Source organism: Actinoplanes sp. SE50/110, assembly GCF_900119315.1.
Taxonomy (GTDB): domain Bacteria; phylum Actinomycetota; class Actinomycetes; order Mycobacteriales; family Micromonosporaceae; genus Actinoplanes.
Genome location: NZ_LT827010.1, coordinates 7,709,336 through 7,730,521, shown reverse-complemented (window position 1 = coordinate 7,730,521; position 21,186 = coordinate 7,709,336). Strand labels below are relative to the sequence as shown.

General features: G+C 72.6%; 17 protein-coding genes, 3 tRNA genes and 1 pseudogene. 8 read left to right on the top strand and 13 right to left on the bottom strand.

The window, feature by feature from the left end; all coding sequences use genetic code 11:
- Nucleotides 1–99 precede the first annotated feature (99 nt).
- The gene (locus ACSP50_RS34490) at nucleotides 100–1,266 is read left to right on the top strand and encodes a hypothetical protein (RefSeq protein ID WP_014693948.1); all 1,167 of its coding nucleotides are present in this window, start codon (nucleotides 100–102) and stop codon (nucleotides 1,264–1,266) included.
- On the opposite strand, the gene ACSP50_RS34485 is transcribed toward ACSP50_RS34490, so the two are convergent.
- The 7 genes from ACSP50_RS34485 to ACSP50_RS34455 form a co-directional block, all read right to left on the bottom strand.
- Nucleotides 1,248–1,817 carry a GNAT family N-acetyltransferase gene (locus ACSP50_RS34485; RefSeq protein ID WP_014693947.1) on the bottom strand — a complete coding sequence of 190 codons (570 nt, stop codon included), beginning with the start codon at nucleotides 1,815–1,817 and terminating at the stop codon, nucleotides 1,248–1,250. The genes ACSP50_RS34490 and ACSP50_RS34485 overlap by 19 nt on opposite strands.
- Complete coding sequence (locus ACSP50_RS34480) at nucleotides 1,814–3,598, bottom strand: penicillin acylase family protein (protein ID WP_014693946.1); 1,785 nt, start codon at nucleotides 3,596–3,598, stop codon at nucleotides 1,814–1,816. The genes ACSP50_RS34485 and ACSP50_RS34480 overlap by 4 nt, the downstream gene beginning before the upstream one ends.
- Nucleotides 3,595–5,802, bottom strand: a complete 2,208-nt coding sequence (locus tag ACSP50_RS34475) for a GNAT family N-acetyltransferase (RefSeq protein WP_014693945.1) — start codon at nucleotides 5,800–5,802, stop codon at nucleotides 3,595–3,597. Before ACSP50_RS34475 ends, ACSP50_RS34480 begins: the two co-directional genes overlap by 4 nt.
- On the bottom strand, nucleotides 5,793–7,073 hold the full coding sequence (locus ACSP50_RS34470; RefSeq protein ID WP_014693944.1) for a lysine N(6)-hydroxylase/L-ornithine N(5)-oxygenase family protein: 1,281 nt from the start codon (nucleotides 7,071–7,073) through the stop codon (nucleotides 5,793–5,795). The genes ACSP50_RS34475 and ACSP50_RS34470 overlap by 10 nt, the downstream gene beginning before the upstream one ends.
- Entirely contained in the window at nucleotides 7,073–8,518 is a 1,446-nt protein-coding gene (locus tag ACSP50_RS34465; protein ID WP_014693943.1) for an aspartate aminotransferase family protein, read from the bottom strand. Before ACSP50_RS34465 ends, ACSP50_RS34470 begins: the two co-directional genes overlap by 1 nt.
- Before the next feature lie 342 nt (nucleotides 8,519–8,860).
- Entirely contained in the window at nucleotides 8,861–9,433 is a 573-nt protein-coding gene (locus tag ACSP50_RS34460; RefSeq protein ID WP_014693942.1) for a hypothetical protein, read from the bottom strand.
- A gap of 136 nt (nucleotides 9,434–9,569) precedes the next feature.
- Nucleotides 9,570–10,172, bottom strand: a complete 603-nt coding sequence (locus ACSP50_RS34455; RefSeq protein WP_014693941.1) for a hypothetical protein — start codon at nucleotides 10,170–10,172, stop codon at nucleotides 9,570–9,572.
- A 135-nt stretch (nucleotides 10,173–10,307) separates the two neighbouring features.
- Between ACSP50_RS34455 and ACSP50_RS34450 the strand changes: the two genes are divergently transcribed.
- On the top strand, nucleotides 10,308–11,750 hold the full coding sequence (locus ACSP50_RS34450) for a GGDEF domain-containing protein (RefSeq protein WP_157432816.1): 1,443 nt from the start codon (nucleotides 10,308–10,310) through the stop codon (nucleotides 11,748–11,750).
- On the opposite strand, the gene ACSP50_RS34445 is transcribed toward ACSP50_RS34450, so the two are convergent.
- Genes ACSP50_RS34445 through ACSP50_RS34435 form a run of 3 tightly spaced genes read right to left on the bottom strand, consistent with a single transcriptional unit; the run spans nucleotide 11,720 to nucleotide 14,402 of the window.
- Nucleotides 11,720–12,454 carry a cobalt-precorrin-6A reductase gene (locus tag ACSP50_RS34445; protein WP_014693939.1) on the bottom strand — a complete coding sequence of 245 codons (735 nt, stop codon included), beginning with the start codon at nucleotides 12,452–12,454 and terminating at the stop codon, nucleotides 11,720–11,722. The genes ACSP50_RS34450 and ACSP50_RS34445 overlap by 31 nt on opposite strands.
- Nucleotides 12,451–13,194: a precorrin-4 C(11)-methyltransferase gene (gene cobM, locus ACSP50_RS34440; protein WP_014693938.1), complete on the bottom strand. Its 744-nt coding sequence runs from the start codon at nucleotides 13,192–13,194 to the stop codon at nucleotides 12,451–12,453. Before cobM ends, ACSP50_RS34445 begins: the two co-directional genes overlap by 4 nt.
- A complete protein-coding gene (locus ACSP50_RS34435) occupies nucleotides 13,191–14,402 on the bottom strand; it encodes a bifunctional cobalt-precorrin-7 (C(5))-methyltransferase/cobalt-precorrin-6B (C(15))-methyltransferase (protein ID WP_014693937.1) in 1,212 nt (403 codons plus the stop codon). The genes cobM and ACSP50_RS34435 overlap by 4 nt, the downstream gene beginning before the upstream one ends.
- Nucleotides 14,403–14,568: 166 nt before the next feature.
- Between ACSP50_RS34435 and ACSP50_RS34430 the strand changes: the two genes are divergently transcribed.
- The 3 genes from ACSP50_RS34430 to ACSP50_RS34420 are packed head-to-tail and all read left to right on the top strand — an operon-like array spanning nucleotide 14,569 to nucleotide 17,444.
- Nucleotides 14,569–16,161, top strand: coding sequence for a ferric reductase-like transmembrane domain-containing protein (locus ACSP50_RS34430; RefSeq protein ID WP_014693936.1), 1,593 nt, complete (start codon nucleotides 14,569–14,571; stop codon nucleotides 16,159–16,161).
- A gap of 20 nt (nucleotides 16,162–16,181) precedes the next feature.
- Nucleotides 16,182–16,685, top strand: a complete 504-nt coding sequence (locus ACSP50_RS34425) for an FMN-binding protein (RefSeq protein WP_014693935.1) — start codon at nucleotides 16,182–16,184, stop codon at nucleotides 16,683–16,685.
- A gap of 30 nt (nucleotides 16,686–16,715) precedes the next feature.
- The gene (locus tag ACSP50_RS34420; RefSeq protein ID WP_014693934.1) at nucleotides 16,716–17,444 is read left to right on the top strand and encodes an FAD:protein FMN transferase; all 729 of its coding nucleotides are present in this window, start codon (nucleotides 16,716–16,718) and stop codon (nucleotides 17,442–17,444) included.
- Here the strand turns inward: ACSP50_RS34420 and eis are convergent.
- Nucleotides 17,441–18,619, bottom strand: a complete 1,179-nt coding sequence (eis, locus tag ACSP50_RS34415; protein ID WP_014693933.1) for an enhanced intracellular survival protein Eis — start codon at nucleotides 18,617–18,619, stop codon at nucleotides 17,441–17,443. The two genes, ACSP50_RS34420 and eis, sit on opposite strands and share 4 nt — an antisense overlap.
- Before the next feature lie 112 nt (nucleotides 18,620–18,731).
- On the opposite strand from eis, the gene ACSP50_RS34410 reads away from it, so the two are divergent.
- The 3 genes from ACSP50_RS34410 to ACSP50_RS34400 all read left to right on the top strand — a co-directional run bounded on the left by ACSP50_RS34410 (nucleotide 18,732) and on the right by ACSP50_RS34400 (nucleotide 19,016).
- Nucleotides 18,732–18,804 (top strand) — tRNA-Gly (locus ACSP50_RS34410).
- 38 nt (nucleotides 18,805–18,842) lie between these two features.
- Nucleotides 18,843–18,913: transfer RNA gene (locus ACSP50_RS34405), tRNA-Cys, on the top strand.
- A gap of 28 nt (nucleotides 18,914–18,941) precedes the next feature.
- Nucleotides 18,942–19,016 (top strand) — tRNA-Val (locus ACSP50_RS34400).
- A 136-nt stretch (nucleotides 19,017–19,152) separates the two neighbouring features.
- Here ACSP50_RS34400 and ACSP50_RS34395 read toward each other — a convergent pair.
- Both ACSP50_RS34395 and ACSP50_RS44940 read right to left on the bottom strand, forming a co-directional pair.
- Complete coding sequence (locus ACSP50_RS34395) at nucleotides 19,153–20,271, bottom strand: IS630 family transposase (RefSeq protein ID WP_014693932.1); 1,119 nt, start codon at nucleotides 20,269–20,271, stop codon at nucleotides 19,153–19,155.
- Nucleotides 20,272–20,579: 308 nt separating this feature from the next.
- Nucleotides 20,580–21,160, bottom strand: a pseudogene (locus tag ACSP50_RS44940) (recombinase family protein).
- Nucleotides 21,161–21,186: the final 26 nt, after the last annotated feature.

Sequence of the window (21,186 nt, the reverse complement as noted above, 5' to 3'; positions counted from 1 at the left end):
TCGACCGGCGGTACGCATCGCTGATCATCAGCACCCGAATGGCAACCGTTCGCACCCCGGGGGTGACCGGAGCGGGCCGGCATTTGGCACAGTGGACTCATGCTGACCGACGTGGACCTGCCCGCGCCCGGCCTGCTGTGGACCCGCTGGGCGGCACTCAGCGCAGTGACGACCGGAACTGATCGCGGCACGCTGTGGTCGGTCGATCCGTCGGGCGCCCGCCACGACGACCCGGCGACCGGGTGGGCCCGCTTCGCTCTGCTCGACGGCCGCCGGGCGGTCCTGTACGGCGCGCATCACGACCACCACGCGGCGGTGTCGGCCGACCCGGCGGCGGATCCGCTGACCGGGGCGCCGGACTGGCTGCCATGGTCGGAGCTCACGTCACTGGCAGAAAGTGATCAGCTCGGGTTCGTGCTCTGGCACGATCAGGGCCGGTGGTCGCGGGTCCGGTACCGGCGGCCCTACGAGGACGGCCTGGCCGACGTCCTGTGGCCGCTGCTCACCGAGGCGGATGCCGTCGCCGCGCTGCACGCCCGGCACCCGCGGGCCGTCGGTCGCACCACGGCCGCCGCCCTGCTGCACGCCGCGATCCGCGGCGAGGTCGACGCCGGCCACCTCACCGCGCTGCTGGGTGAGGAAGCTGACATTCCGGCCGCGCTCGCCATCGCGGGCCGGGCCGGCCTCACCCCCGGCACCACCCCGCCCCGGATCCCGCCCGGCCGGCGCCCGGCGATGCGCCGGGTCCGGCACCTCAGCCACGGCGAACACGACCGGCTGGTCTGGGCGGCGATGCACGACGCGGCCGAGCTGCGGCGCCCGGCCCCGCCGGACACCGAGGAGCTCGGTGAACTGGTCCGCTGGCTGCGGGAACGCGCACCGGCCGGGGACGGCCGATGTTCACTGCTGGCCTACGCGGACGCGACCAGCTTCAGCTCGCAGCCCGGCGACCATCCGCCGGCGTCGCGGCCGGCCGAGGAGCGATACGCGGCTTTCCGCCGCTTGACCGAGCTGGTCCGGGCCCTGCGCCGCGCCGAGTCCGACCCGCGTTACGGCCGCTGGCTGTTCGTCCGGGTGGAGACGACCGCCGCGGGCCACGAGATCGAGCGCTGCTACGACTCGTGGCCGGCGTGGTGGCACGACGACGGCGTCTCCGGCCCGTGGCGCACCGACCTGCAGGAGGAGACGGACGCCCGACACGACCGCTGGCGCCCGTCCTGGACCCCGCTGCTGGACCCGGAGATCGCCTACCGCCCCACCTCCTGACCGGTCGCCGCCCAGCGGTCGCGGGTGAGGAAGGCCAGCCGGGCCCGCTTGTGCCCGAGGTCGATCTCCGGTCCCGGCTCGAACCCGTGCCGCCGCATCCGGGTCACCGCCCTGGTGTTGCGCACATCCGGCTCGACGACGATGCGCCGGACCGCCGGGTCGCGGAAGCAGAACCGCAGCAGCGCCGGGATCACGACGCTGGTCAGGTGCGGGAGGTGCCGGTCGCCCGGGTCGAACATCAGGTGCAGACCGAAGTCGCCGGGCCGGGTGTCGTAGCACCCGCCCACCGGGTCGTGCTCCGGCTGGTAGGTCTGGAAGACGCCGATCGGCCCCTCGTCGATGAGCTGGAGGTAGGCGTGGTGGGTGTCGAGGCTGTCGACGAAGGCGTAGATCTCCCGGACCTGCTCGGGGGTGTGGTCCAGCATTCCCCAGAACCGGTTGCGGGGCCGGGTCACCCACGTGTGGACCAGGTCGGCGTGCGCCGCCGGATCCAGCCGGACCAGGCTGAACTCGCCCAGGCCGGTGAGGTGCTCGGTGAAGACGGTGGTCATCGGGGCTCCAGGGTGAGGCGGTCCCAGTCGGTGACGAGGGGCACCAGGTCGCCGTTCGCCCACAGCGGCAACTGGTCGGAGAAATGCGGCGAGCCGGGGTCGTCGAGCGCGCCGAACGGGACGACCCACCGGCTGCGCTGCCGGTCGGCGAGGTCCCAGACGTAGCGGGCCACCGGGCCGCGCGTACACCGGTCGCTGACCCCGGGGACGCTGGACGTGTTCAGCACGCAGCCGGACGAGCCGCCCAGCTCGACCCGGGGCACGGTGACGTCCAGGCCGGTCAGCACCACCGGGGCGAGCAGGTGCCGGGCGCCCCAGGGACCGGGCGCCGGTGTGTCGGTGACGGTCAGGCCCAGACCGTCGAGGACGCCGTCCAGGTGGTGCCCGATCCGGGCTCGCGGGTCGGTCCACGGCGTGAAGAGCGGGTCGTACCCGGACGGGGCGAACAGCGGCCGCAACGCCGGATGACCGTGCAGGCCGCGCGCCGTCTGCGACCGGGACCACGCCTGGTGGCCCGGCGACCCGGCCGGCAGCGCGGTGTCCATGTGGATCTGCTCGGCGGTGGCGCCCCGGTCGAGCAGCTCACGGATCCGTGCGGCCCGGCCGGGCGGGCAGAAGTCCACGCCGTAGGGCGCGGTGTCCGGCCGGCGGTCGTTGGCGTTGACCGCCCTCGCCACCGGGGCCCGGAAACCCGGCGCCCAAGCCGGCTGCCAGGTGTGCCGCGGCTCCCAGGCCGGCACCGGCACCTGCCGGTTGCGGTCGTCGCGGACCGGCACCCGGCCCGCGGTCAGCTGCAGCAGCGTGCCCGCGGAGTCGGCCACCAGCACGCTGTTGACCGGCTCCACCCAGCCGGCGAAGGCGTCCGCCACCTCGCCCGCGGTGCGCGCGCGCAGCAGCGGCAGCAGGGCGCCGAAGCCCAGGTCGGACGACACCCGGGCCGGTGTTCGCAGGGTGAGGCCGCTGTCGATCAGTGGGCCACGGGCGGTCTCGATGACGTCGATCGGCACCGGCTCGGCGCCCCGGACGTCGATCGTCTCCCGATGCCGCCGCGCCGGCTCCCAGCCGTCCGGCCCCCGGGCCTCGAGCCCGGCGGGGGTCTCCCGGAACTCCTCCCGGTACAGGTCCTGGTAGTCGGCCATCGCGTTGGTCACCGCCCAGGCCACCTCCCCGGCGTGCCCGAAGTGCTGCACCCCGGGCACGCCCGGGAAGGTCAGCCCGGCCACGTCGAACTCGTCGCAGGCCAGCCGGATCTGCTGGTAGACGCCGGGCAGCTCGAGCAGCCGGTGCGGATCCCCGGCGATCTGCCCGGGCGTCGCCCAGGCGTTGCTGCCCGAGCCGCCCGGCGGTCCCTCGACCGAGAACCAGCCGGTCGCCGCCGGGCCGAGGGTCCGCTCGACGTGCTCCCGCCACAGCTTGTGGGGAAACGTCCCGAACAGGATGTGCTGCACCTGGAAGACACCGAGCGGCGACCACGGGTCCCAGTCGCACCCGCCGGCCCGCACGCCGTCGGCATAGGCGGTCAGGAACCGCCGGGTCTCGTCCGGCAGCCCGGCGAAACACCGGCGTGCGGTGTCGTCCAGGCGGGCACGCCGGGCGAACCGGTCCCACGGCACCTCGTCCGGGCCGGCCACGGCGGCCAGTCGGCCCAGCGACCGCAGCCGCTCGACGGTGATCTGCCGGCCCCGGTCGGCGGCGGTCACCCGCCCCTGCAGGCAGGCCAGTTCGAGGACCGAACCGGCCCGCAGGTGCGGGATCCCGTACGCGTCGCGGTAGACCCTCACCCGAACACCGCGATCGGGTTCTCCAGCTCACCCGCGAAGATCAGCGAGCCGGCCTGGTCGGTGAGGTCCACCATCTGCAGCGTGTCGCGCAGCTGCAACCGGTTCAGGCAGGAATGCCGGAACGTGGGCCGCAGCAGGTTCAGCCGGCCGGCCAGCTCCGGATGGTCCTTGGCGTGTCCCCGCACGCAGTCCCCGGCCAGCGTCCAGAAGTCGCGTTCGGCCAGCACCCCGTCGACCGCCAGGATCCCGGCCAGGTGCCGCAGGAACCCGTCGAAGACGTCGGTGAACAGGGCGAGTTCCTTGATCTCGTCGCTGACCTCGGCCCGGATCCGCTCGACCCGCGGTGGCAACGGCCGGTCGTCGAGCACCGCCACCTCCTCGCCGATGTCCTTGAGGAACACCCGGCTCGGCACGTGATCGGCCAGCACCAGGATCAGGTTCTCGCCGTGGGGCATGAAGGCGAGATCGTGGGCGAGCAGGCAGTGCACGATCGGCCGCAGGTAGGCCCGGAAGTAGGCCGCGACCCACGCGGCCGGCTCCCGGCCGGACTCCCGGATCAGCGCGGTGACCAGCGCGTCACCGGCCCGGTCCCGGTGCAGCAGGCTGGCCATGGTGGCCAGCCGCTCACCCTCGGCGAGCAGCGGCACCGGCGACTCCCGCCAGAGGGCGGCGAGCATCCTGGTGTACGCGCCGGCCGTGCCCGCCCGGTGGTAGGCGTCGCCGGTGTAGCCGATCGCCGCCACCTCGCGCAGCACACCGAAGCCGCATGCCCGCAGCTCCGGGTCGCCTCCGACGACCTGCGCCACCCACTCGTTGATCGGCGGCGTGTCCCGCATGTACTTCGGCGAGAGCCCGCGCAGGAAGCCCATGTTCTGCACCGCGATCGCGGTCTTCACGTAGTGCCGGTCGGGCCGGTCGACGTTGAAGAAGGTACGGATCGACTGCTGCGCGCGGTACCGGTCGGTGCCCTCGTCGAGCGGCACGATCGCCCGGCGCGCCACGTCCGCGGCGAAGGTCACGGTCAGCTTGTGCTCCCACTGCCAGGGATGGACCGGCAGGTAGCGGTAGTCGTCCGGGGCCAAGCCCAGCGAGCTCAGATACCGCTCGTGCCGCTCCAGCCCGGCGGCCCCGAGCTCGGCGAGATAGTGCGCCCGCTCGTCGCCGTCGGTGACGAACAGACTGGCATCCTTGCGGACGGCAACCCAGCGCAACCGGACCGGCCGGCCCGCCTCGGGGGCGTACGCCTCGTGGTCGCGCAGCCCGAAGCCGATCCGGCCGTTGTTGGCCACGAAGCCGGGATGCCCCTCGGTCATCGCCGTTTCGATGGTCGGGAAGTCGGCGTGCACCAGCTGCGCGGCGGTCTCCCGGCGGTGGGTCGCCTTCCACGCGGTGCCGGCCAGGGTCGCGGCGATCTCCTCCAGATAGGTGCCGAGCAGTCGCTCCGGGATGCCGAGCGTCTCGCGCAGCCCGCTGATGAAGTCGAGGGCATCGAGGGGGCCGTCCAGCGAGTCCGGGTCGACCACCCAGTGCTCCAGCGCGAACCGCCGCGCGCGGAAGGTCAGCGCACCCAGCCGGTACGCGCCGTCGCCGAGATCCTCCGGCGCGAGCAGCCGCTCGTGACTGAACTCGGCGATCGCCTTCGCGATCAGCCGCCGATGCGCGTACGCCATGACGGCCGGCCGCAGATGCGGCACGCTCATCTCGTACCCGGTGCGGGTGCAGAAGCTGAGGCGGGCCACCTTGTCGCGCAGCCGGACCTGTCCCTCCTCGACGAAACCGGCCTCCGCGTTCTTCCGGGCGATCGCCTCGTTGCGGACGTCCGGCTCCACGACCACCCGGTCGATCCGCGGGTCGGCGAAGCAGAAGTCGAGCACCGCGCGCAGCACCGCGGAGGTCACCCCGGAGCGCGGCCGGGAGGGGGGCGCGACCAGCACGTGCATGCCGATGTCACCGGGGCGCACCGGGTAGTGGCCGGCCAGCTCGCTGTGCGCCGGCTCGTACGTCTCGGCCAGGAACAGCGGGGTGCCGTCGTCGTCGAGCCCGAGCCACGCGTGGTGGTGCGGGTCGTCCCGGATCCGCTGATACTCCGCGCGGACCCGGTCCGGGCCGGCGCCCTGCAGTCCCCAGAAACGGGACCGCGGGTGGGTCACCCACCGGTGCAGCAGCTCCAGGTCACGGTCGAGGTCGAGGGGGATCAGCCGCATGTCGTCACCAGCTGCCGGGTGGGGACGCCGAACTCCTGGAAGGCGATCCGCTCCTCGATCGGATAGACCTCGCGCCCGGTCAGGCCGCGCAGGATCACCGAGTTGCGGTACGGACCCATGCCCAGGTCGGGGGCGGTCAGACTGTGGGTGTGCTCCTCGGCGTTCTGCACGAAGATCTCCTTGCCGGTCCGGTCGACCGAGTAGTCGACGGCCACGTCGAAGCGGCCGCGGGCGTCCCAGTTGATCCGGTCCCGGACCGGTTCCAGGAACGACGGCACCCGGGGCGTGTATCCGGTCGCCAGCACCAACCCTTCGGTGTTCGTGGCGAACGACCGGTCCTGCTCCCGGTGGTGCAGGCCGAGCGTGTACCGGCCGGCCGCCGCGTCCCAGGTGACGTCGGTCAGCTCGACACCGGTGAGCAGGCTCGTCGGGACCGGGCCGGTGAGACTCCCGGCGTACAACCTCTCGTGGATCGCGTCGACCAGGTCGGCGCTGATTCCCTTGTGGAGGTGACGCTGCTCGCGGGCCAGCCGGTCGCGGGTCGCCATCGGCAGGCCGTGGTGGTACCGGATGTACTCCGGTGAGGTCATCTCCAGCGTGAGCTTGGTGTACTCCATCGGGAAGAACCGCGGCGAGCGGGTGACCCAGCTCAGGTGGTATCCGTAGGTGTCGATCCCGGCGAGCAGGTCGTGGTAGATCTCGGCGGCGCTCTGCCCGCTGCCGACCACGGTGATCGACCCCAGGGTGCGCAGCCGGTCCCGGTGGGCGAGATAGTCGGCGCTGTGCACGTGCGGCACCCGGCCCGCGACGGCCGGGACGTGCGGGGCGGTGCCGACGCCCAGCACCAGCCGGCGCGCCCGGAACGTCTCCGCGGCGGTGTGCACCAGGTAGGCCTCACCGTCGTGGGTGACGGTGTCCACCCGGGCGTTCCACCGGATCGCGGGCAGCTGGGCGGCGACCCACCGGCAGTACGCGTTGTACTCGGCCCGCAGCGGGAAGAAGTTCTCCCGGATGTAGAACGGGTACAGCCGGCCCACCTGCTTGAGGTAGTTGAGGAAGCTGAACCGGGACGTCGGGTCGGCCATCGTGACCAGGTCGGCCAGGAACGGGACCTGGATGGTGACGCCCTCGATCATCAGGCCCGGGTGCCAGTCGAACCCGGGCCGGGCGTCCAGGAAGACGCCGTCCAGATCCGGCACGTTCTCGGTGAGCGCCGCGAGACCCAGGTTGAACGGGCCGACGCCGACGGCGGCGAAGTCGTAGGTGCGCATCAGGCCGGCACCGCCGGGCCGTGCAGCACGGCGGCCGCCTCGATCAGGTCCAGCGTGTCGTGCAGGTGCCCGGCCGTGGTGGCGGGGTTGAGCACGGTGAACTTCAGCCAGTGATGGCCGTCGACGGTGGTCCCGGCGACGATCGCGGCGCCGTCGTGGAACAGCCGCTGCCGCAGCCGGGGCATCAGCTCGTCGCATTCGGCCACGCTCATCCCGGCCGGGCGGAAGCGGAACAGCAGCGTGCTCAGCGTCGGTGCGGCCAGCGTCTCGAAGCCGGACCGGGTCCGCATCGCCGCGAAGATCTCGTGCGTGCGGTCGACCACGGTGTCGAACATGTCGCCGATCCGGTCGGCACCGATGGTCCGCAGCGTCATCCACAGCTTCAGCGCGTCGAAGCGCCGGGTCGTCTGCAGGCTCTTGTCCACCTGGTTGGGGACGGTCGCGGCGCGGGGGTTGAGGTAGTCGGCGTGCACCGCGATCCGGGACAGCGACTCACCCCGGCGCACCACCAGGGCGCTGCAGCTGACCGGCTGGAAGAAGCTCTTGTGGAAGTCGACGGTGACCGAGTCGGCCCGCTCGACGCCGTCCAGCAGGTGCCGGCGGCGGCGCGAGACGAGCAGACCGCAGCCGTACGCGGCGTCGACGTGCAACCAGATCCGCTGGTGCCCGCAGACCGCGGCGATCGCCGGGAGCGGGTCGATGCGCCCCAGGTCCGTGGTGCCGGCGGTGGCGACCACGGCCATCGGGATCCCGCCCGCACGGCGGACGTCGTCGATCGCCACGGCCAGCGCGGCCGCGTCCATCCGCCCGTCCCCGTCGGTCGCGACACCGACCACCGCGTCGCCGGCCAGGCCGAGGATGCCGGCCGACTTGATCACACTGAAGTGGCTCTGGGCGGTCGCGAAGATCCGCAGCCGGGGGAGCGCCTCCGCCCGGTCCCGCCGCTCCAGCGCGTGCTCCCGGGCCAGCAGCAGACCCTGCAGATTGGACTGGGTGCCCCCGCTGGTGAAGACACCGTCCGCGTCGGGCCCGAAACCGATCCGGCCGGCGGTCCAGTCCACCAGGCGGCGCTCGATCAGCGTGGCCGTGGTGCTCTGATCCCAGGTGTCCACCGAGGAGTTCACCGCCGAGAGGAGCACCTCGGCGCTGAGTGCCGGGATGACCACCGGGCAGTTCAGGTGCGCGACGTAGGTCGGCTCGTGGAACCAGACGGCGTTGTCCAGATAGAGCCGGGCAACCTCGTGCAGGGCCGCCCCGGTGTCACCGAGCGGCCGATCCAGATCGACCGCGTCGACCTGCTCACGCAGCTCGGCCACGGTCGCCCCGGCATACGGCTGGCGCACCGCCTTCACCCGATCGGCCAGCAGGGCCGAGGCGTGCCACACCGCCGACGTGTACGCGTCGAGGGTGGACCCCGAGAACAGATGCGGCAATACGGGCTCCAACGCGGCCTCCTATAAGGTTATCCTAACCTAACTTGGAGGAGGCTAGCCTGCCGCCGTCGGATGGCAAAGCCCGCCCCCGGGACCGGCGGTCAGCACGTGATCCGGAACGGCGCATCGACAGGGCGGCTTGCCGGCGTCGGGCGAATGCCGCCACCGGGCGGGCGACGAGAGCTCGGCGCGGTCGGCGCGGAACCCGGTCCGCGCGGCGAGATCCGCCGGCCCGCCTGGTCCACCGAGATCGTGCGCGACCACTACTGAGCCGTGGGCGGTGCCGCGATCCGGCGCCGCTGCACGGTTCAGTCCTCGATCGTCCGGCCCGGCCGGGCGGCCGGGCCGTTGCTGTCAGCGGAGGCGGGGGAGTTCCTCCTGGGCCGCGGACAGCCAGTCCAGGGCGTATTCCAGATCGGCCGCGGCGGCCCGGCGCGGGTAGTGGCGGTCGGCACGCGCGGCCGCCGCGCAGGATTCGATGGCGCGGCGGAGGCGGGCGTACAGGAAAGGGTCGTCGATCGGCGCGGGTGGGTCGGCGGCCCGGCGGTGGCGGCGGACCTGGAGGTGGCGGAGGCCGGCGCGCAGCGCGTAGGCCGCCCAGACCCCGGCGACCGCGATCGCGGCCAACGGCAGCGGGCGGGTCGCATGCGGGATCAGGAGCACCAGGGGCAGTACGACGAGGGCGACGGCGGCCAGCGCGACCGGGACGGTGACGCTGCTGATCGCCGACGGCTGGACGCGGTAGCGGGCGGCGGCGTTGCGGACCTCGTGGCGTACGTGGCCGAGGCGGGCGAAACCGACCCGGTCGGGGCGGTCGGCGGTCCAGTCGCGGCACTGGGCGTCGATGATCGCGGTGGTGAGTTCGCGGTCGATGCGGCGGTAGCGCGGGGACACGCCGCCGGTGAACGGATCATCCCGGACGTTCATGACAACTCCCGCGAGGCGACGGCGACGAAAGAGCGCGGGGCAGCGGCGGCAGGTGGGCATGCTGCCGCGGCCACAAAGGCAAGAAAGGCAAACAAGGCAAACAAGTCCGAAAGGGCGGACAAGGCCGATGAGGTGGTCATGGCCAGTCCTTGCCGGCGTCGTCGAGGTAACGCTCCAGGCAGTCGATGGCCTGGCACAGCAGCAGGTCCGCGTCGGCCAGCCGGGCCAGCACCGGATCGGTGGTCATCGCGCGGTGCAGGGCCGGGGTGTGCCAGTTGGCGCGGCCGGCGTGGCGCAGACCGGCCGACACCAGCTGCACCCGGGCCCGTTCCAGGGCGAACGGGACTGCCACCAGCCCGGACCCCGGCGAGTCCGGGAGTGGCGGCAGGTCGGGGGGTACGCCGCGGCGGCGCAGGACGGTGGCCAGGTGCAGGGCGGCGGCCAGCACCAGGGCGGAGAACATGGCCACGGCGGCCGGGGGTGCCTTCGTCGCGGTGGCGAGCGCGGCGCACAGGGTGACCACCACGGCGGTGACGGCAGTGTTCACCAGCATCGAGGTCAGGGCGGAGCGGCGGGGGAGCAGGGCGGCCAGGACGGCGTCGGCGGCGGCGAGCCGGCCGCAGGCGGAGCGGATCCAGACCTGTTCCACGTCGCCGTTCCCGGTGAGTTCGGCGAAGCCGTCGGCGATCAGCGCACGCACGGCGCCGACTTCGGCGGGCAGCGCGCGAACCGGCGACATACTCAGCAGAATCGCACCGATGGGGCGGTGGTGAACTGTCAGGTTTCTGCGTCGGGCCGGCGCCACCCGGCGGCGGGGCGCGCAATGGTCGACCGTTGGGCTCATGTCCACGGGGTGGCCGCCGATCGTCCCGCCGTGCGCAGACAGTGGCTGAAGCTGCCGGCCGGGACCGTGGCACGGACCCGGGTCGCCGCCGTGGCAGTCGGCGGCATCGGCATCGTGATGCAGCTGGGTCAGCTGGGCAACGCCATGCGGCCGGTCGCGTTCAGCCGTGTCTCCGGCGCGTCGATCGTCGCCCTGGTGCTCCTGCTGGTGGTCATGCACCGGCGGCAGCGCAGCGGATGGTGGAGCGTCCCGGTTATCCCGGTGCTGATCGCGGTGGGCGCGGCCGGTCTGCGGGACCCGCTGGCCGCAACCGCGCTGTCGCTGGCCACGCTGATCACCTGCACGCTCTACGACACGCCGCGCCGGTGGCTCGCCCGGGTGGTGGCGGCGCTGGTGGCCCTGCCGGCCGCGGTGGCCATCTCCCCGGACGTGCTGCCCCAGGCGCCTTCCTGGCACGCGCCGTCGGTGCTCGCCCTGCTGCCGCAGATCCTGCTGATGGGCCTGCTGACCCGGGCGTTCCATCTGGCGCTGCAGCGCCAGGAGCGGGCCGCCGAGCGGGACGCCCTGCTCACCCGAGCCGGGCAGAAGCTGCTCGCGGTCACCGACAACCAGGGGATCCACCGGGTCGGCGAGCGGACCGCGCTGCGGCTGGCCGACATGCATCCCGGGGTGGTGCTGGTGATCGTGGTGCGCGACGCCGACGGGCTGTTCGTGGAGTTCTGCGCCGGCGTCCCGTCCGGACCGGTCGGGACCCGGCTGTCGGGGGCGGCGCCCGATCCGGCGGAGCTGACCACGCTGCTGCCCGGTTACGGTCACTGGCACACGGACTCGCTGGGCGGCGACCCGGCCACCGCGCCGGTGCTGATGATGGTCGGCGGCCGCAGGGCGGTCCCGGTGGAGGTGCTGGACGCCTTCCGGAGCCTGTCCTACCAGGTGACGTTGGCCGGCGAGGCGCACCAGGCGCGGGTCGAGCTGGAGTACCGGGCGAACCACGACCAGCTGACCGGCCTGCCGACCCGGGCGAAGTTCCGGGCGGCGGCGGAGGCGGCGACCGGCGGGGTGGCGCTGCTCAACATCGACCTGGACGGGTTCAAGCGGGTCAACGACGAGCACGGGCACGCGGCCGGGGACGAGTTGCTGGTCGCGGTGGCCGGGCGGATCGCCACGGCGGCGGGCCGGCACGGGGTCGCGGCCCGGTTCGGCGGCGACGAGTTCGCCCTGCTGCTGACCGGCGTCGAGGATGCCGGGCAGGCCGAGGCGGCGGCCGGGCGGTTGTGCGCGGCGCTGGCCGAGCCGGTGCGGCTGGGTGCGGCGACGGTCCGGGTCGGCGCCAGCATCGGGGTCGCGCTGGCCGAGCCCGGTGTCGGCGTCACCGACCTGCTGCGCCGCGCCGACCTGGCGATGTACACGGCGAAGCACGGCGGCAAGAACCGGGTGGTCCGCTACGGCGTGGAGTGTCCGGCGGCGGTCTGAGCGAGCCAGGCGGCGGCGGCCTCGGCGGTGGGCACGGTCGCGGCCGCCGGCAGCGGCGGACGGTCGATCATCAGCACCGGTACGCCGAGCTCCCGCGCCGCCACGAGCTTCGCGTCCGATCCGCCGCTGTCCTTGGTCACCAGCACGTCGATCCGGTGCCGCAGGAGCAGGTCCCGCTCGCCCGCCACGGTGAACGGCCCCCGGTCGAGCAGCACTTCGAGGCGCCGGGGCAGCGGCGGCTCCGGCGGTTCCACCGATCGGGCCAGGAACCAGCAGTCGTCGCGGGCCGCGAACGCCCCGATCGTCTGCCGGCCGGTGGTCAGGAAGACCCGGCCGCCGGTCAGACGCGCGACGGCTGCTTCCAGGGACGCGACGCGGTGCCACGCGTCGCCCGGCGTCGCGGTCCAGCCGGGCCTCCGCACGACGAGCAGCGGTACGCCGGTGGCCGCGGCCGCCGAGCCCGCGTTGCCGCTGATCCCCGCCGCGAACGGGTGCGTGGCGTCGACCAGCACGTCGATCCGCTGCTCGACCAGGTACCGGGCCAGCCCGTCGGCCCCGCCGAACCCGCCGATCCGCACGTCCCCGGCCGGGCGCAGCGGCGCGCTGGTCCGCCCGGCCAGTGAGGTGGTCACCTCGTGGTCATCGGCGGTCAGCCCGGCGAGCCGGCGGGCCTCGGTCGTCCCGCCGAGCAGCAGGATCCTCACGGCCGGCAGCGGTCGGCCGAGTACAGGTGGCTGTCCGGGAACTGGGCCGCGGTCAGCGCCGCACCGACCACGATCACCGCGGTGCGCTTGATCCCGGCCTCCTCGACCTTGGCCGCGATGTCGGCGAGGGTGCCGCGGACGACCAGTTCGTCCGGCCGGCTGGCCCGGGCCACCACCGCGACCGGGCAGTCCGCGCCGTAGTTGCCGACCAGTTCGGCGACCACCGCGCCGATCCGCTGCACGGCCAGGTGCAGCACCATGGTGGCCCGGCTCGCCCCGAGGGTGGCCAGGTCTTCGCCGGGTGGCATCGCGGTGGCCCGCTCCGCGGTGCGGGTCAGGATCACCGTCTGCGCCACCGCCGGCACGGTGAACTCGCGGCCCAGGGTGGCGGCGGCCGCGGCGAACGCCGGCACGCCCGGGGTCACGTCGTACGGCACGCCGGCCGCGTCCAGGCGGCGCATCTGCTCGGCGACCGCGCTGAACACCGACGGGTCGCCGGAGTGCAGGCGGGCCACGTCCCGGCCGTCGGTGTGGGCGGCCACCATCTCGGCGACGATCTCGTCGAGGGTGAGGTTCGCGGTGTCGACCAGGCGCGCGCCGGGCGGGGCGGCGTCGAGGAGCTCGACGGGCACCAGGCTACCCGCGTACAGGATGATCGGACTCTGCCTCAGGAGCCGATGTCCGCGCAGCGTGATGAGGTCGGCGGCGCCGGGACCGGCGCCGATGAAATGTACGGTCAACGGGTTACCGCCCAGATCGTCACCGGCATGGAGGTGCGCCAGCCGGTGAAGCCACCGACCGGCGAGCCGCGCTGCACCGTCAGGCGGGTCAGCGCGCCGCCCAGTCTCGCGTATGCCGCGGCGACCACCGCCTCCGACTCGACGGTGACCGCGTTGGCCACCAGCCGGCCGCCCGGGCGCAGCGCCGCGAGACAGCTGTCGAGCACGCCGTCCCTGGTCAGGCCGCCACCGATGAAGATCGTGTCGGGCCGGGGGAGACCGTCGAGGGCGTCCGGGGCGCGGCCGTGCACCACCGTCAGGCCGGGGACGCCGAGCCTGGCGGCGTTCGCGGTGATCGTCGTCACCCGCTCGGCGGACGACTCGATCGCGATCGCCGCGCAGGCCGGATGGGCGCGCAGCCACTCGATGCCGATGCTGCCGGAGCCGGCACCGACGTCCCAGAGCAGCGCGCCGGGCACCGGGGCGAGGGCGGCCAGCGTCACCGCCCGCACCTCCCGCTTGGTCAGTTGCCCATCGCCGTCGTACGCGTCGTCGGGCAACCCGGTGACGACCGGAAGCGGCGGCCCGTCGCCGCACTCGACCGCGATCACGTTCAGCGGGTCGCCGGGTGGCAGCGCCCAGTCGCCGGCCGCGCCGGTGCACACCCGCTCCCGCGGCCCGCCGAGCTGCTCCAGGACGGTGAGCTGCGCCCGGGGATAGCCGCGCGCGGTCAGATAGGCGGCGACCGCGGCCGGGGTGTCCGCGCCGGCCGACAGGACCAGCAGGCGGCGGCCCGGGTTCAGCACCCGGCCGACGCTCGCCACCGGGGCGGTGACCAGGCTGACCACGTCGGTGCGGGCCAGGTCCCAGCCGAGCCGGGCGGCGGCCAGCGACACCGACGACGGGTGCGGCAGGACCCGCAGCCGCTCGGGGCCGAGCAGCGTCGCCAGGGTGGCGCCGATCCCGTGGAACATCGGGTCGCCGCTGGCCAGCACACAGATCCGGCGGCCGTGGTGGGCCGCGAACAGGTCGGGCAGCCCGGGCAGCATCGGGGACGGCCAGGGCACCCGCTCGGCCCCGACCGAATCCGGGAGCAGGGCCAGCTGACGGGGGCTCCCGAAGATCACTTCGGCCGCGGCGAGCGAGGCTGACGGCGTACCGCCGTAGTCCGGGAAACCGCCCGCGCCGATCCCGACGACCGTGACCACCGGAGGGTTTTCCGCACGCATCCGCAGAACCTATCCCGTCCCGGATTCCGGAATTTTCCGGTCCGTGGTTGAGCCATCCGGCGACCGCGTGCGTACGCATTCGTGACGGCGTCGACCGAGACCGGCCCGTCACGTCGGCCGCAGGGGTGGCGGACGCCGCGGGACTAGTGGTGAGCGGGTGAGGACGATGGCCATACCGGCCTTCCAGGACCAGCGTCAGCTGCCGGAGGACGACGACGGCTACTTCGCCGGCCTGCGCTCGGACACTGACGACCGGCCGTCCTGGAACGGGCCGTCGCATGCCGGGCCGACCTGGGACGCCATGCCGGAATGGCCGGCGGCGGCGCCGTCGCAGCCGGCCGATCCCTACCGGCGCGGCGACATCCTGGTCGAGTCGAACACCTCGCCGACCGGCTGGAAGGCCGGCACCGGCGTGCCGGTGCCGGAGGACCGGCCGCCGGCCGAGGCGACCTCGGGCAACCGGCTGTTCACCGTGATGCTGTTCTTCTCCGGGCTGGCCACCAGCGTCTCGCTGTGGCTGTTCGACACCCACGCCGGCGCGGTGCACGACACCGCCAGCATGATGCTGGCCACCGGCCGGATCACCGGGCTGATCGGCGGCTACCTGCTCTTCATCCAGCTGCTGATGATGAGCCGGGTGTCCTGGCTGGAGGAGTGGGTCGGGTCCCGCGACCTGCTCCGCTGGCACCGCTGGCTGGGCACGTCGATGCTGGTCGCGGTGCTCGCGCACATCGTCACCATCGTCTACGCGTACGCCCTGCAGGCCGACACCGGCGTGGTGGACCAGGCGTGGAGCGTGATCACCACGTTCCCCGAGATGATCAGCGCCACGGTGGCCACCGGTCTGCTCGTGCTGCTCTCCTTCACCTCGATCCGCTGGTTGCGGACCCACCTGCCGTACGAGCTGTGGCACCTGATCCACCTCACCGGCTACCTGGTGCTGCTGCTCGGCTACGGCCACCAGGTCGCCACCGGCGCGGACCTGAGCGGGCGGTACGCGTCGTACTTCTGGCCCGGCCTGGGCGCCCTGGTGATCGCCGCGCTGGTCTGGGGCCGGATCGTCGAACCGGTCTGGCTCAACGCCCGGCACCGGTTCAGCGTCGCCGAGGTGGTCGCCGAGGGTGCCAACACGTTCTCCATCTACATCGCCGCGAAGAACCTGGACAGGCTGCCCGCACAGGCCGGCCAGTTCATGCGCTGGCGGTTCCTGAACGCCAACGGCTGGTGGCAGTCGCACCCGTTCTCGCTGTCCGCCGCCCCCAACCGGGAGTGGCTGCGGCTGACGGTGACGGTGGCCGGCGGGCACACCGCCAAGCTCGGCGCGCTGCGGCCCGGCACCCCGGTCTGGGCGGAGGGACCGTTCGGGACGTTCACGGCCCAGCGGCGTACGCGTCGCCGGGCCCTGCTGATCGCCGGCGGCTCCGGCATCGCGCCGATCCGGGCGCTGCTGGAGGACATGCCGCCGGACACCATCGTGATCTACCGGGCCAGCCGCCCGGACGAGCTGGTCTTCCGGGCCGAGCTGGAGGAGCTGGCCGAGCAGCGGGACGCCTGGGTGCGCTACATCGTCGGCTCCCGCACCGACCCGGGGCCGCAGCGGCTGTTCACCGAGGCCGGCCTGCGCGGCCTGGTGCCCGACGTGAACCGGCGCGACGTGTACCTGTGCGGGCCGCCCGGGCTGGTCAACGCCGCGGTCGCCACCCTTCGCCAGCTCGAGGTGCCGGACAGCCAGCTGCACCTCGACCCCTTCGAGTTCTGATCCTTTTCGGGAGAATCGTCATGCGTCGTAGCACCGCAGCAGCCGTCGGCACCCTGACCGGTGCGGCCCTGATCCTCGGGGTGCGCCTGAGCGTGCAGCCGCCGGCGGCCCCGGCGGCCGAGGCCGCGCCCGTCGCGGATCAGCAGACCACGGAGCCGGCCGCGGGGAAGAAGCCGGCTTCTTCGGCGCCGTCGAAGAAGAAGGACGAGAAGCCGGCCGACAAAGCGGCCGACAAGCCGGCCGCGTCGGGGCTGAAGGACGGCACCTACAAGGGCCGGGCCGTGCAGAACCAGTACGGCACCGTGCAGGTCACCATCAAGGTGACCGGCGGCAAGGTGACCGACGCGACCGCGACCTACCCCAAGAACGGGTACAGCGGCACGATCAACCCGAACGCGGTCACCAAGCTCGGCCAGGAGACCCTCAAGGCGCAGAGCGCCAAGGTCGACACGGTCTCCGGCGCGACCTTCACCAGCGGCTCGTACAAGACGTCACTGCAGGCGGCGCTCGACGCGGCGGCGTAGGTTGCGGGGGTGCGGCACGTCGAACACGTCATGGGTACGGTCGTCAGCATCGACCTCGCCGACGACCTCCCCGAGTCCCGGCTGCGGGAGCTGATCGCGTCCACCTGCGCCTGGCTGCACGAGGTCGACGCGCGGTTCAGCACGTACTCCCACGACAGCGAGGTCAGCCGGCTGCGGCGGCGGGAGATCCGGCCCGAGGACTGCTCGGCCGACCTGCGGCTCGTCCTCGACCGCTGCGCCGACCTGTGGCGGGAGACCGACGGCTACTTCGACGCGTACGCGCGCGGCCCGCTCGACCCGTCCGGATACGTCAAAGGCTGGTCGGTCGAGGTCGCCTCGGCCCGGCTCGCGGCGGCCGGCTCCACCCGGCACCACCTCAACGCCGGCGGCGACATCCGGATGCGCGGCGCCGGACCGGGCGGCGGCCCCTGGCGGGTCGGTGTCCGGCACCCGTGGGAGGCCGACAAGCTCGCCTGGGTGCTCGGCGTGCGGGACGGTGCGGTGGCCACCTCCGGCACCTACGAGCGCGGCGCGCACATCTGGAACCCGCGCACCGGCCGGGCCGCGGCCGGGCTGCGGGCGGTCACCGTGACCGGGCCCGATCTGGCGGTCGCCGACGCGTACGCGACCGCCGCCCTCGCCATGGGTGAACCCGGCCTCGCCTGGCTGGCCGAACGGGTCGCCGACGGCTACGAATCGGCGGCGGTCACCGAGGACGGCCGGGCCTTCACCTCACCCGGCCTGCCGGTCATCGACTAGAAATCGGCGAACATGTACGGCGTACGGCGGGGGAAGAGCGCGTCCAGCCGCGTGATCGCGTCCCGGTCCAGATCACCCAGGCCGCGGGTGACCACCTCCACCGGGTCCAGCACGCCGTAGACCAGCGCGCTCAGGCCCGCGACGGTCAGCGTGGCCGCCGGGGTACCGCCCGGCCGCACGGTCAGCCGCCCGTCGTCGGCGCCCAGCCGCCACACCCCGCCGATCAGCGGATCCCCGGGCACCGCCACGGTGATCCCGCCCACGCCCACCTCGACCCCGGCGAGCGCCGGCAGATCCAGCACCCGGACCATCGGGGCGTTCCTGACCGGGTTCTGCACGGTCGCCGCGGTGGTCACGGTCATGTCGGTGCCCCACAGCTCGGGCAGCTCGTCCGCGCCGAGCAGCACCTCCACCCGGGACACCTGATCGACATGCCGGGCCAGGAACTGCAGCAGCAGCGCGCGGCCCAGCGGACCGGTGCTGAACAGATTCGACCCCAGCAGGTCACCACCGTGCGCGTCGATCCGGTAGCGCAGCCCGCCGACCGTCTCCCCGTCCACCCGGGCCAGGGCGATCCACACCGGGTCCTCGCGCAGCAACTGCGAACGGGTCTCGTCGAAGACCGCGAAGCCGTGCCGGTCGGCGAGGAGACGGTGGGTGAGAACGTCGTACTCCGCGAAGCCGTCCCGCCCCGGCAGACGCTGGACCGAACCGGGAAGCTCGCGCCGCAGCAGGTCGGAGAGCCCCTCCGGGGCGAACCGCGCCACCCGGACCCGGGGAATCCCGACATAACCGAACCGGGCGTAGAAGCTCGGCCGGAACGGGTACAGCGCGCTCACCGCGCAGCCCTGCTCCCGCGACTGCGCCAGCAGCCGATCCAGCAGCTGCCGCACCAGCCCACCGCGCCGCGCCTCCGGCCGCGAGGTCACCGACGCGACCCCGGCCATGTCGTGCACCACCCCGCGCACGTTCTGCCGCATCGGGTAGCCGGCCGCGCAGGCCAGCGTCTCCCCACCCGCCTCGGCCACCAGCATCGTGGTGGTCGCGAAGTACCGCTGGTTGGCCCGGTGCTTCGTCTCGTCCTCCGGCGTGCCCGGGGACGGCAACCAGGCGTAGGACTGCAGCGGGAACATCGTCGCGGTCCGCTCGTCAGCGGTGATCTGCCGGATCTGCATCCCGTCATCCAACCGGTTTCGCCAGCTCACAACACGCCGGGGCACCCCGGTTTGGAGAAGGGCCTGGTGACCGGCTATGGTTTTCGAGTCGCCGGGGAGACCGGGCGGCAACGCGGACGTAGCGCAGCTGGTAGCGCATCACCTTGCCAAGGTGAGGGTCGCGGGTTCGAATCCCGTCGTCCGCTCGGAGAGGCCTTCACACGTACACGTGCGGGTTCTGCTCGGTGGAGTGGCCGAGAGGCGAGGCAACGGCCTGCAAAGCCGTGTACACGGGTTCAAATCCCGTCTCCACCTCTCTATGGTGGGTGTGGTTTTACCGCGCGGGCGATTGGCGCAGCGGGAGCGCGCTTCCTTGACACGGAAGAGGTCACTGGTTCGATCCCAGTATCGCCCACCAAGGTTTTAACAGGTCAACGGCTCGTTACCGGTTTTCCGGTAACGAGCCGTTGCTGTTGTGGTCCTTACTGTGGGAGCAGAATGGGAGCGCAAGATCATCTAGTGCGTTGACCACGAACGTTCACCGGGTCTGATCGTCAGGCGGCCTTGGCTCGGGGTCGGCCCCAGCGTTGTTGGCGTTCGCTGCGGACTCGGGCTCGTTCGCGGCGTTGCGCGGCCAGGACGTCGGGGTGGCGGGCGTTGGCGTTGCGCCAGCGCAGGTATTGCTGCAGTTTGCGGGCCAGGACGGTGTGGTTCGGGTGGTTCGAGTTCGCCATGGTGAACATGCGCAGCGGCCCGAACTGCGCCTCGATCGGGTTGGCCCAGGACGCGCTGGTCGGCGTCAGGCACAGCTCGACCTTGTTACAAGCGGCCCAGGCCCGGATGGTCGGCGTTTTGTTCGCCGACAGGTTGTCCATGATCACGTAGATCGGCGCGCCGTCCGGCCGCGCTTTCCGGATGGACTTCAGCGCGGACAGGGTGTGGTCTGCGCCTTTACGTCGCCGGTTCACGCCCCAGAGCTGGTCGTCGCCGAGGCTGTAGCAGCCGTGGAAGTAGCGGATGCCGTGCGTGCGATGGTAGGTCGCCGGCAGCCGGTCCGGATGCGATCGCGGGGCCCAGCCGCGGCCGTGGTTGGGGCGGATCGACAACGGCCCGAACTGGTCGAACGCAAAGCTGCGGGTCGGGAATCGGGTGGTGACTTCCTCGATCCGGTCGAGTTTGGCGTCGAAGTCCGGGTCCTTCGACTCCTTCCAGGTCCGGGTCCGCTGCCAGCTGACCTGGTTACGGCGCAGGATCTGTCGCAGCCGTTCCCGGCCGATGATGACTTCAGGAGCGGCGTCGGTGGCCAGAAAATCGGCGAGTTTGCGCAGGCTCCAGCAGGTGAAAGGCCGCCCGAGCGTGCTCGGGCGGGCCGTGGCCGTCGCGACGATGAACGCTTCATCGTCGTCACTGATCCGGCGGGGACGGCCTCCCGCCCACTGAGGGTCCAGCGCACGTAAGCCGATCTCGTTGAACGAGTGGATCACGTCGCGGACGGTGTCCTCATGCCCGGCGATCAGGCTCGCGATCGCCGCGACGGGTGTCCCGGACGCGGACGCCATGATGATCAACGCCCGGCGCACCCGGACCGAATCGTGCTTGCCCCTGCGGACTAGTTGTTGCAGCTTGCGGCCTTCTTCTTGCGTCAACCGCCGTGCCCTGACCGGCTCGGCCAACCCGCTACCTCACTCTCCACGACGAATGTCACCGCCGTTGAGAGTGAGGCGTCGCCAGTAGTTACCGGTGGAAGTGATCCGGCGTGTCATCGACCCGGTGAACGTTCGTGGTCAACGCACTAGCCGGAGTATCGTTCCACTTCCATCACCGCGGAACAGCGCCCGCCGGGCCGCGTTGCCTGTTCAAGATCTTCAGGTGACGCGCTCGGCCGGAGGTGGCGGCCGTTCCGGAATTCGGTCCGCAACCCTGGTTCCGTATTGGCGGTACGGCTGCGACTTCCGGAACGGCGCGACGGAGCAGGTGGTGGTCAGCTGGTGGCGGCCGTCGGGCGGAGGTAGGCGTACACGGTCTCGCGGCTGATGCCGTACTCACGGGCCAGGTCGGCTTTGCGCTCGCCGGCGGCGACGCGTTCGCGGAGACGGTCGGCTTGTTCGGTGGTTAGCGCCGGCTTGCGGCCGGTGTACACGCCACGCTGCTTGGCTGCGGCGATGCCCTCGCGCTGGCGTTCGAGGATGAGGGCGCGTTCGAACTCGGCGAAGGCGCCCATCACGCTGAGCAGCAGGTTGGCCATGGGGGAGTCCTCGCCGGTGAAGACGAGGTTCTCCTTGACGAACTCGACCCGTACGCCTTGCCGGTCAGGGTGCGGACGAGGCGGCGGAGGTCGTCGAGGTTGCGGGCGAGGCGGTCCATCGAGTGGACCAGGACGGTGTCGCCGTCGCGGACGTAGGCGATCAGTTCGTCGAGAGCCGGCCGGGTGGTGTCCTTGCCGGACGCCTTGTCGGTGAAGACCCGCTCCACCTCGATCCCGTCGAGCTGGCGGACGGTGTTCTGGTCGACGGTGCTGACCCGGATGTAGCCGACGCGCTTCTTCTTCGCCTTCCTGACCACAACCTGTCAGGTTGAACTCTGTGAGG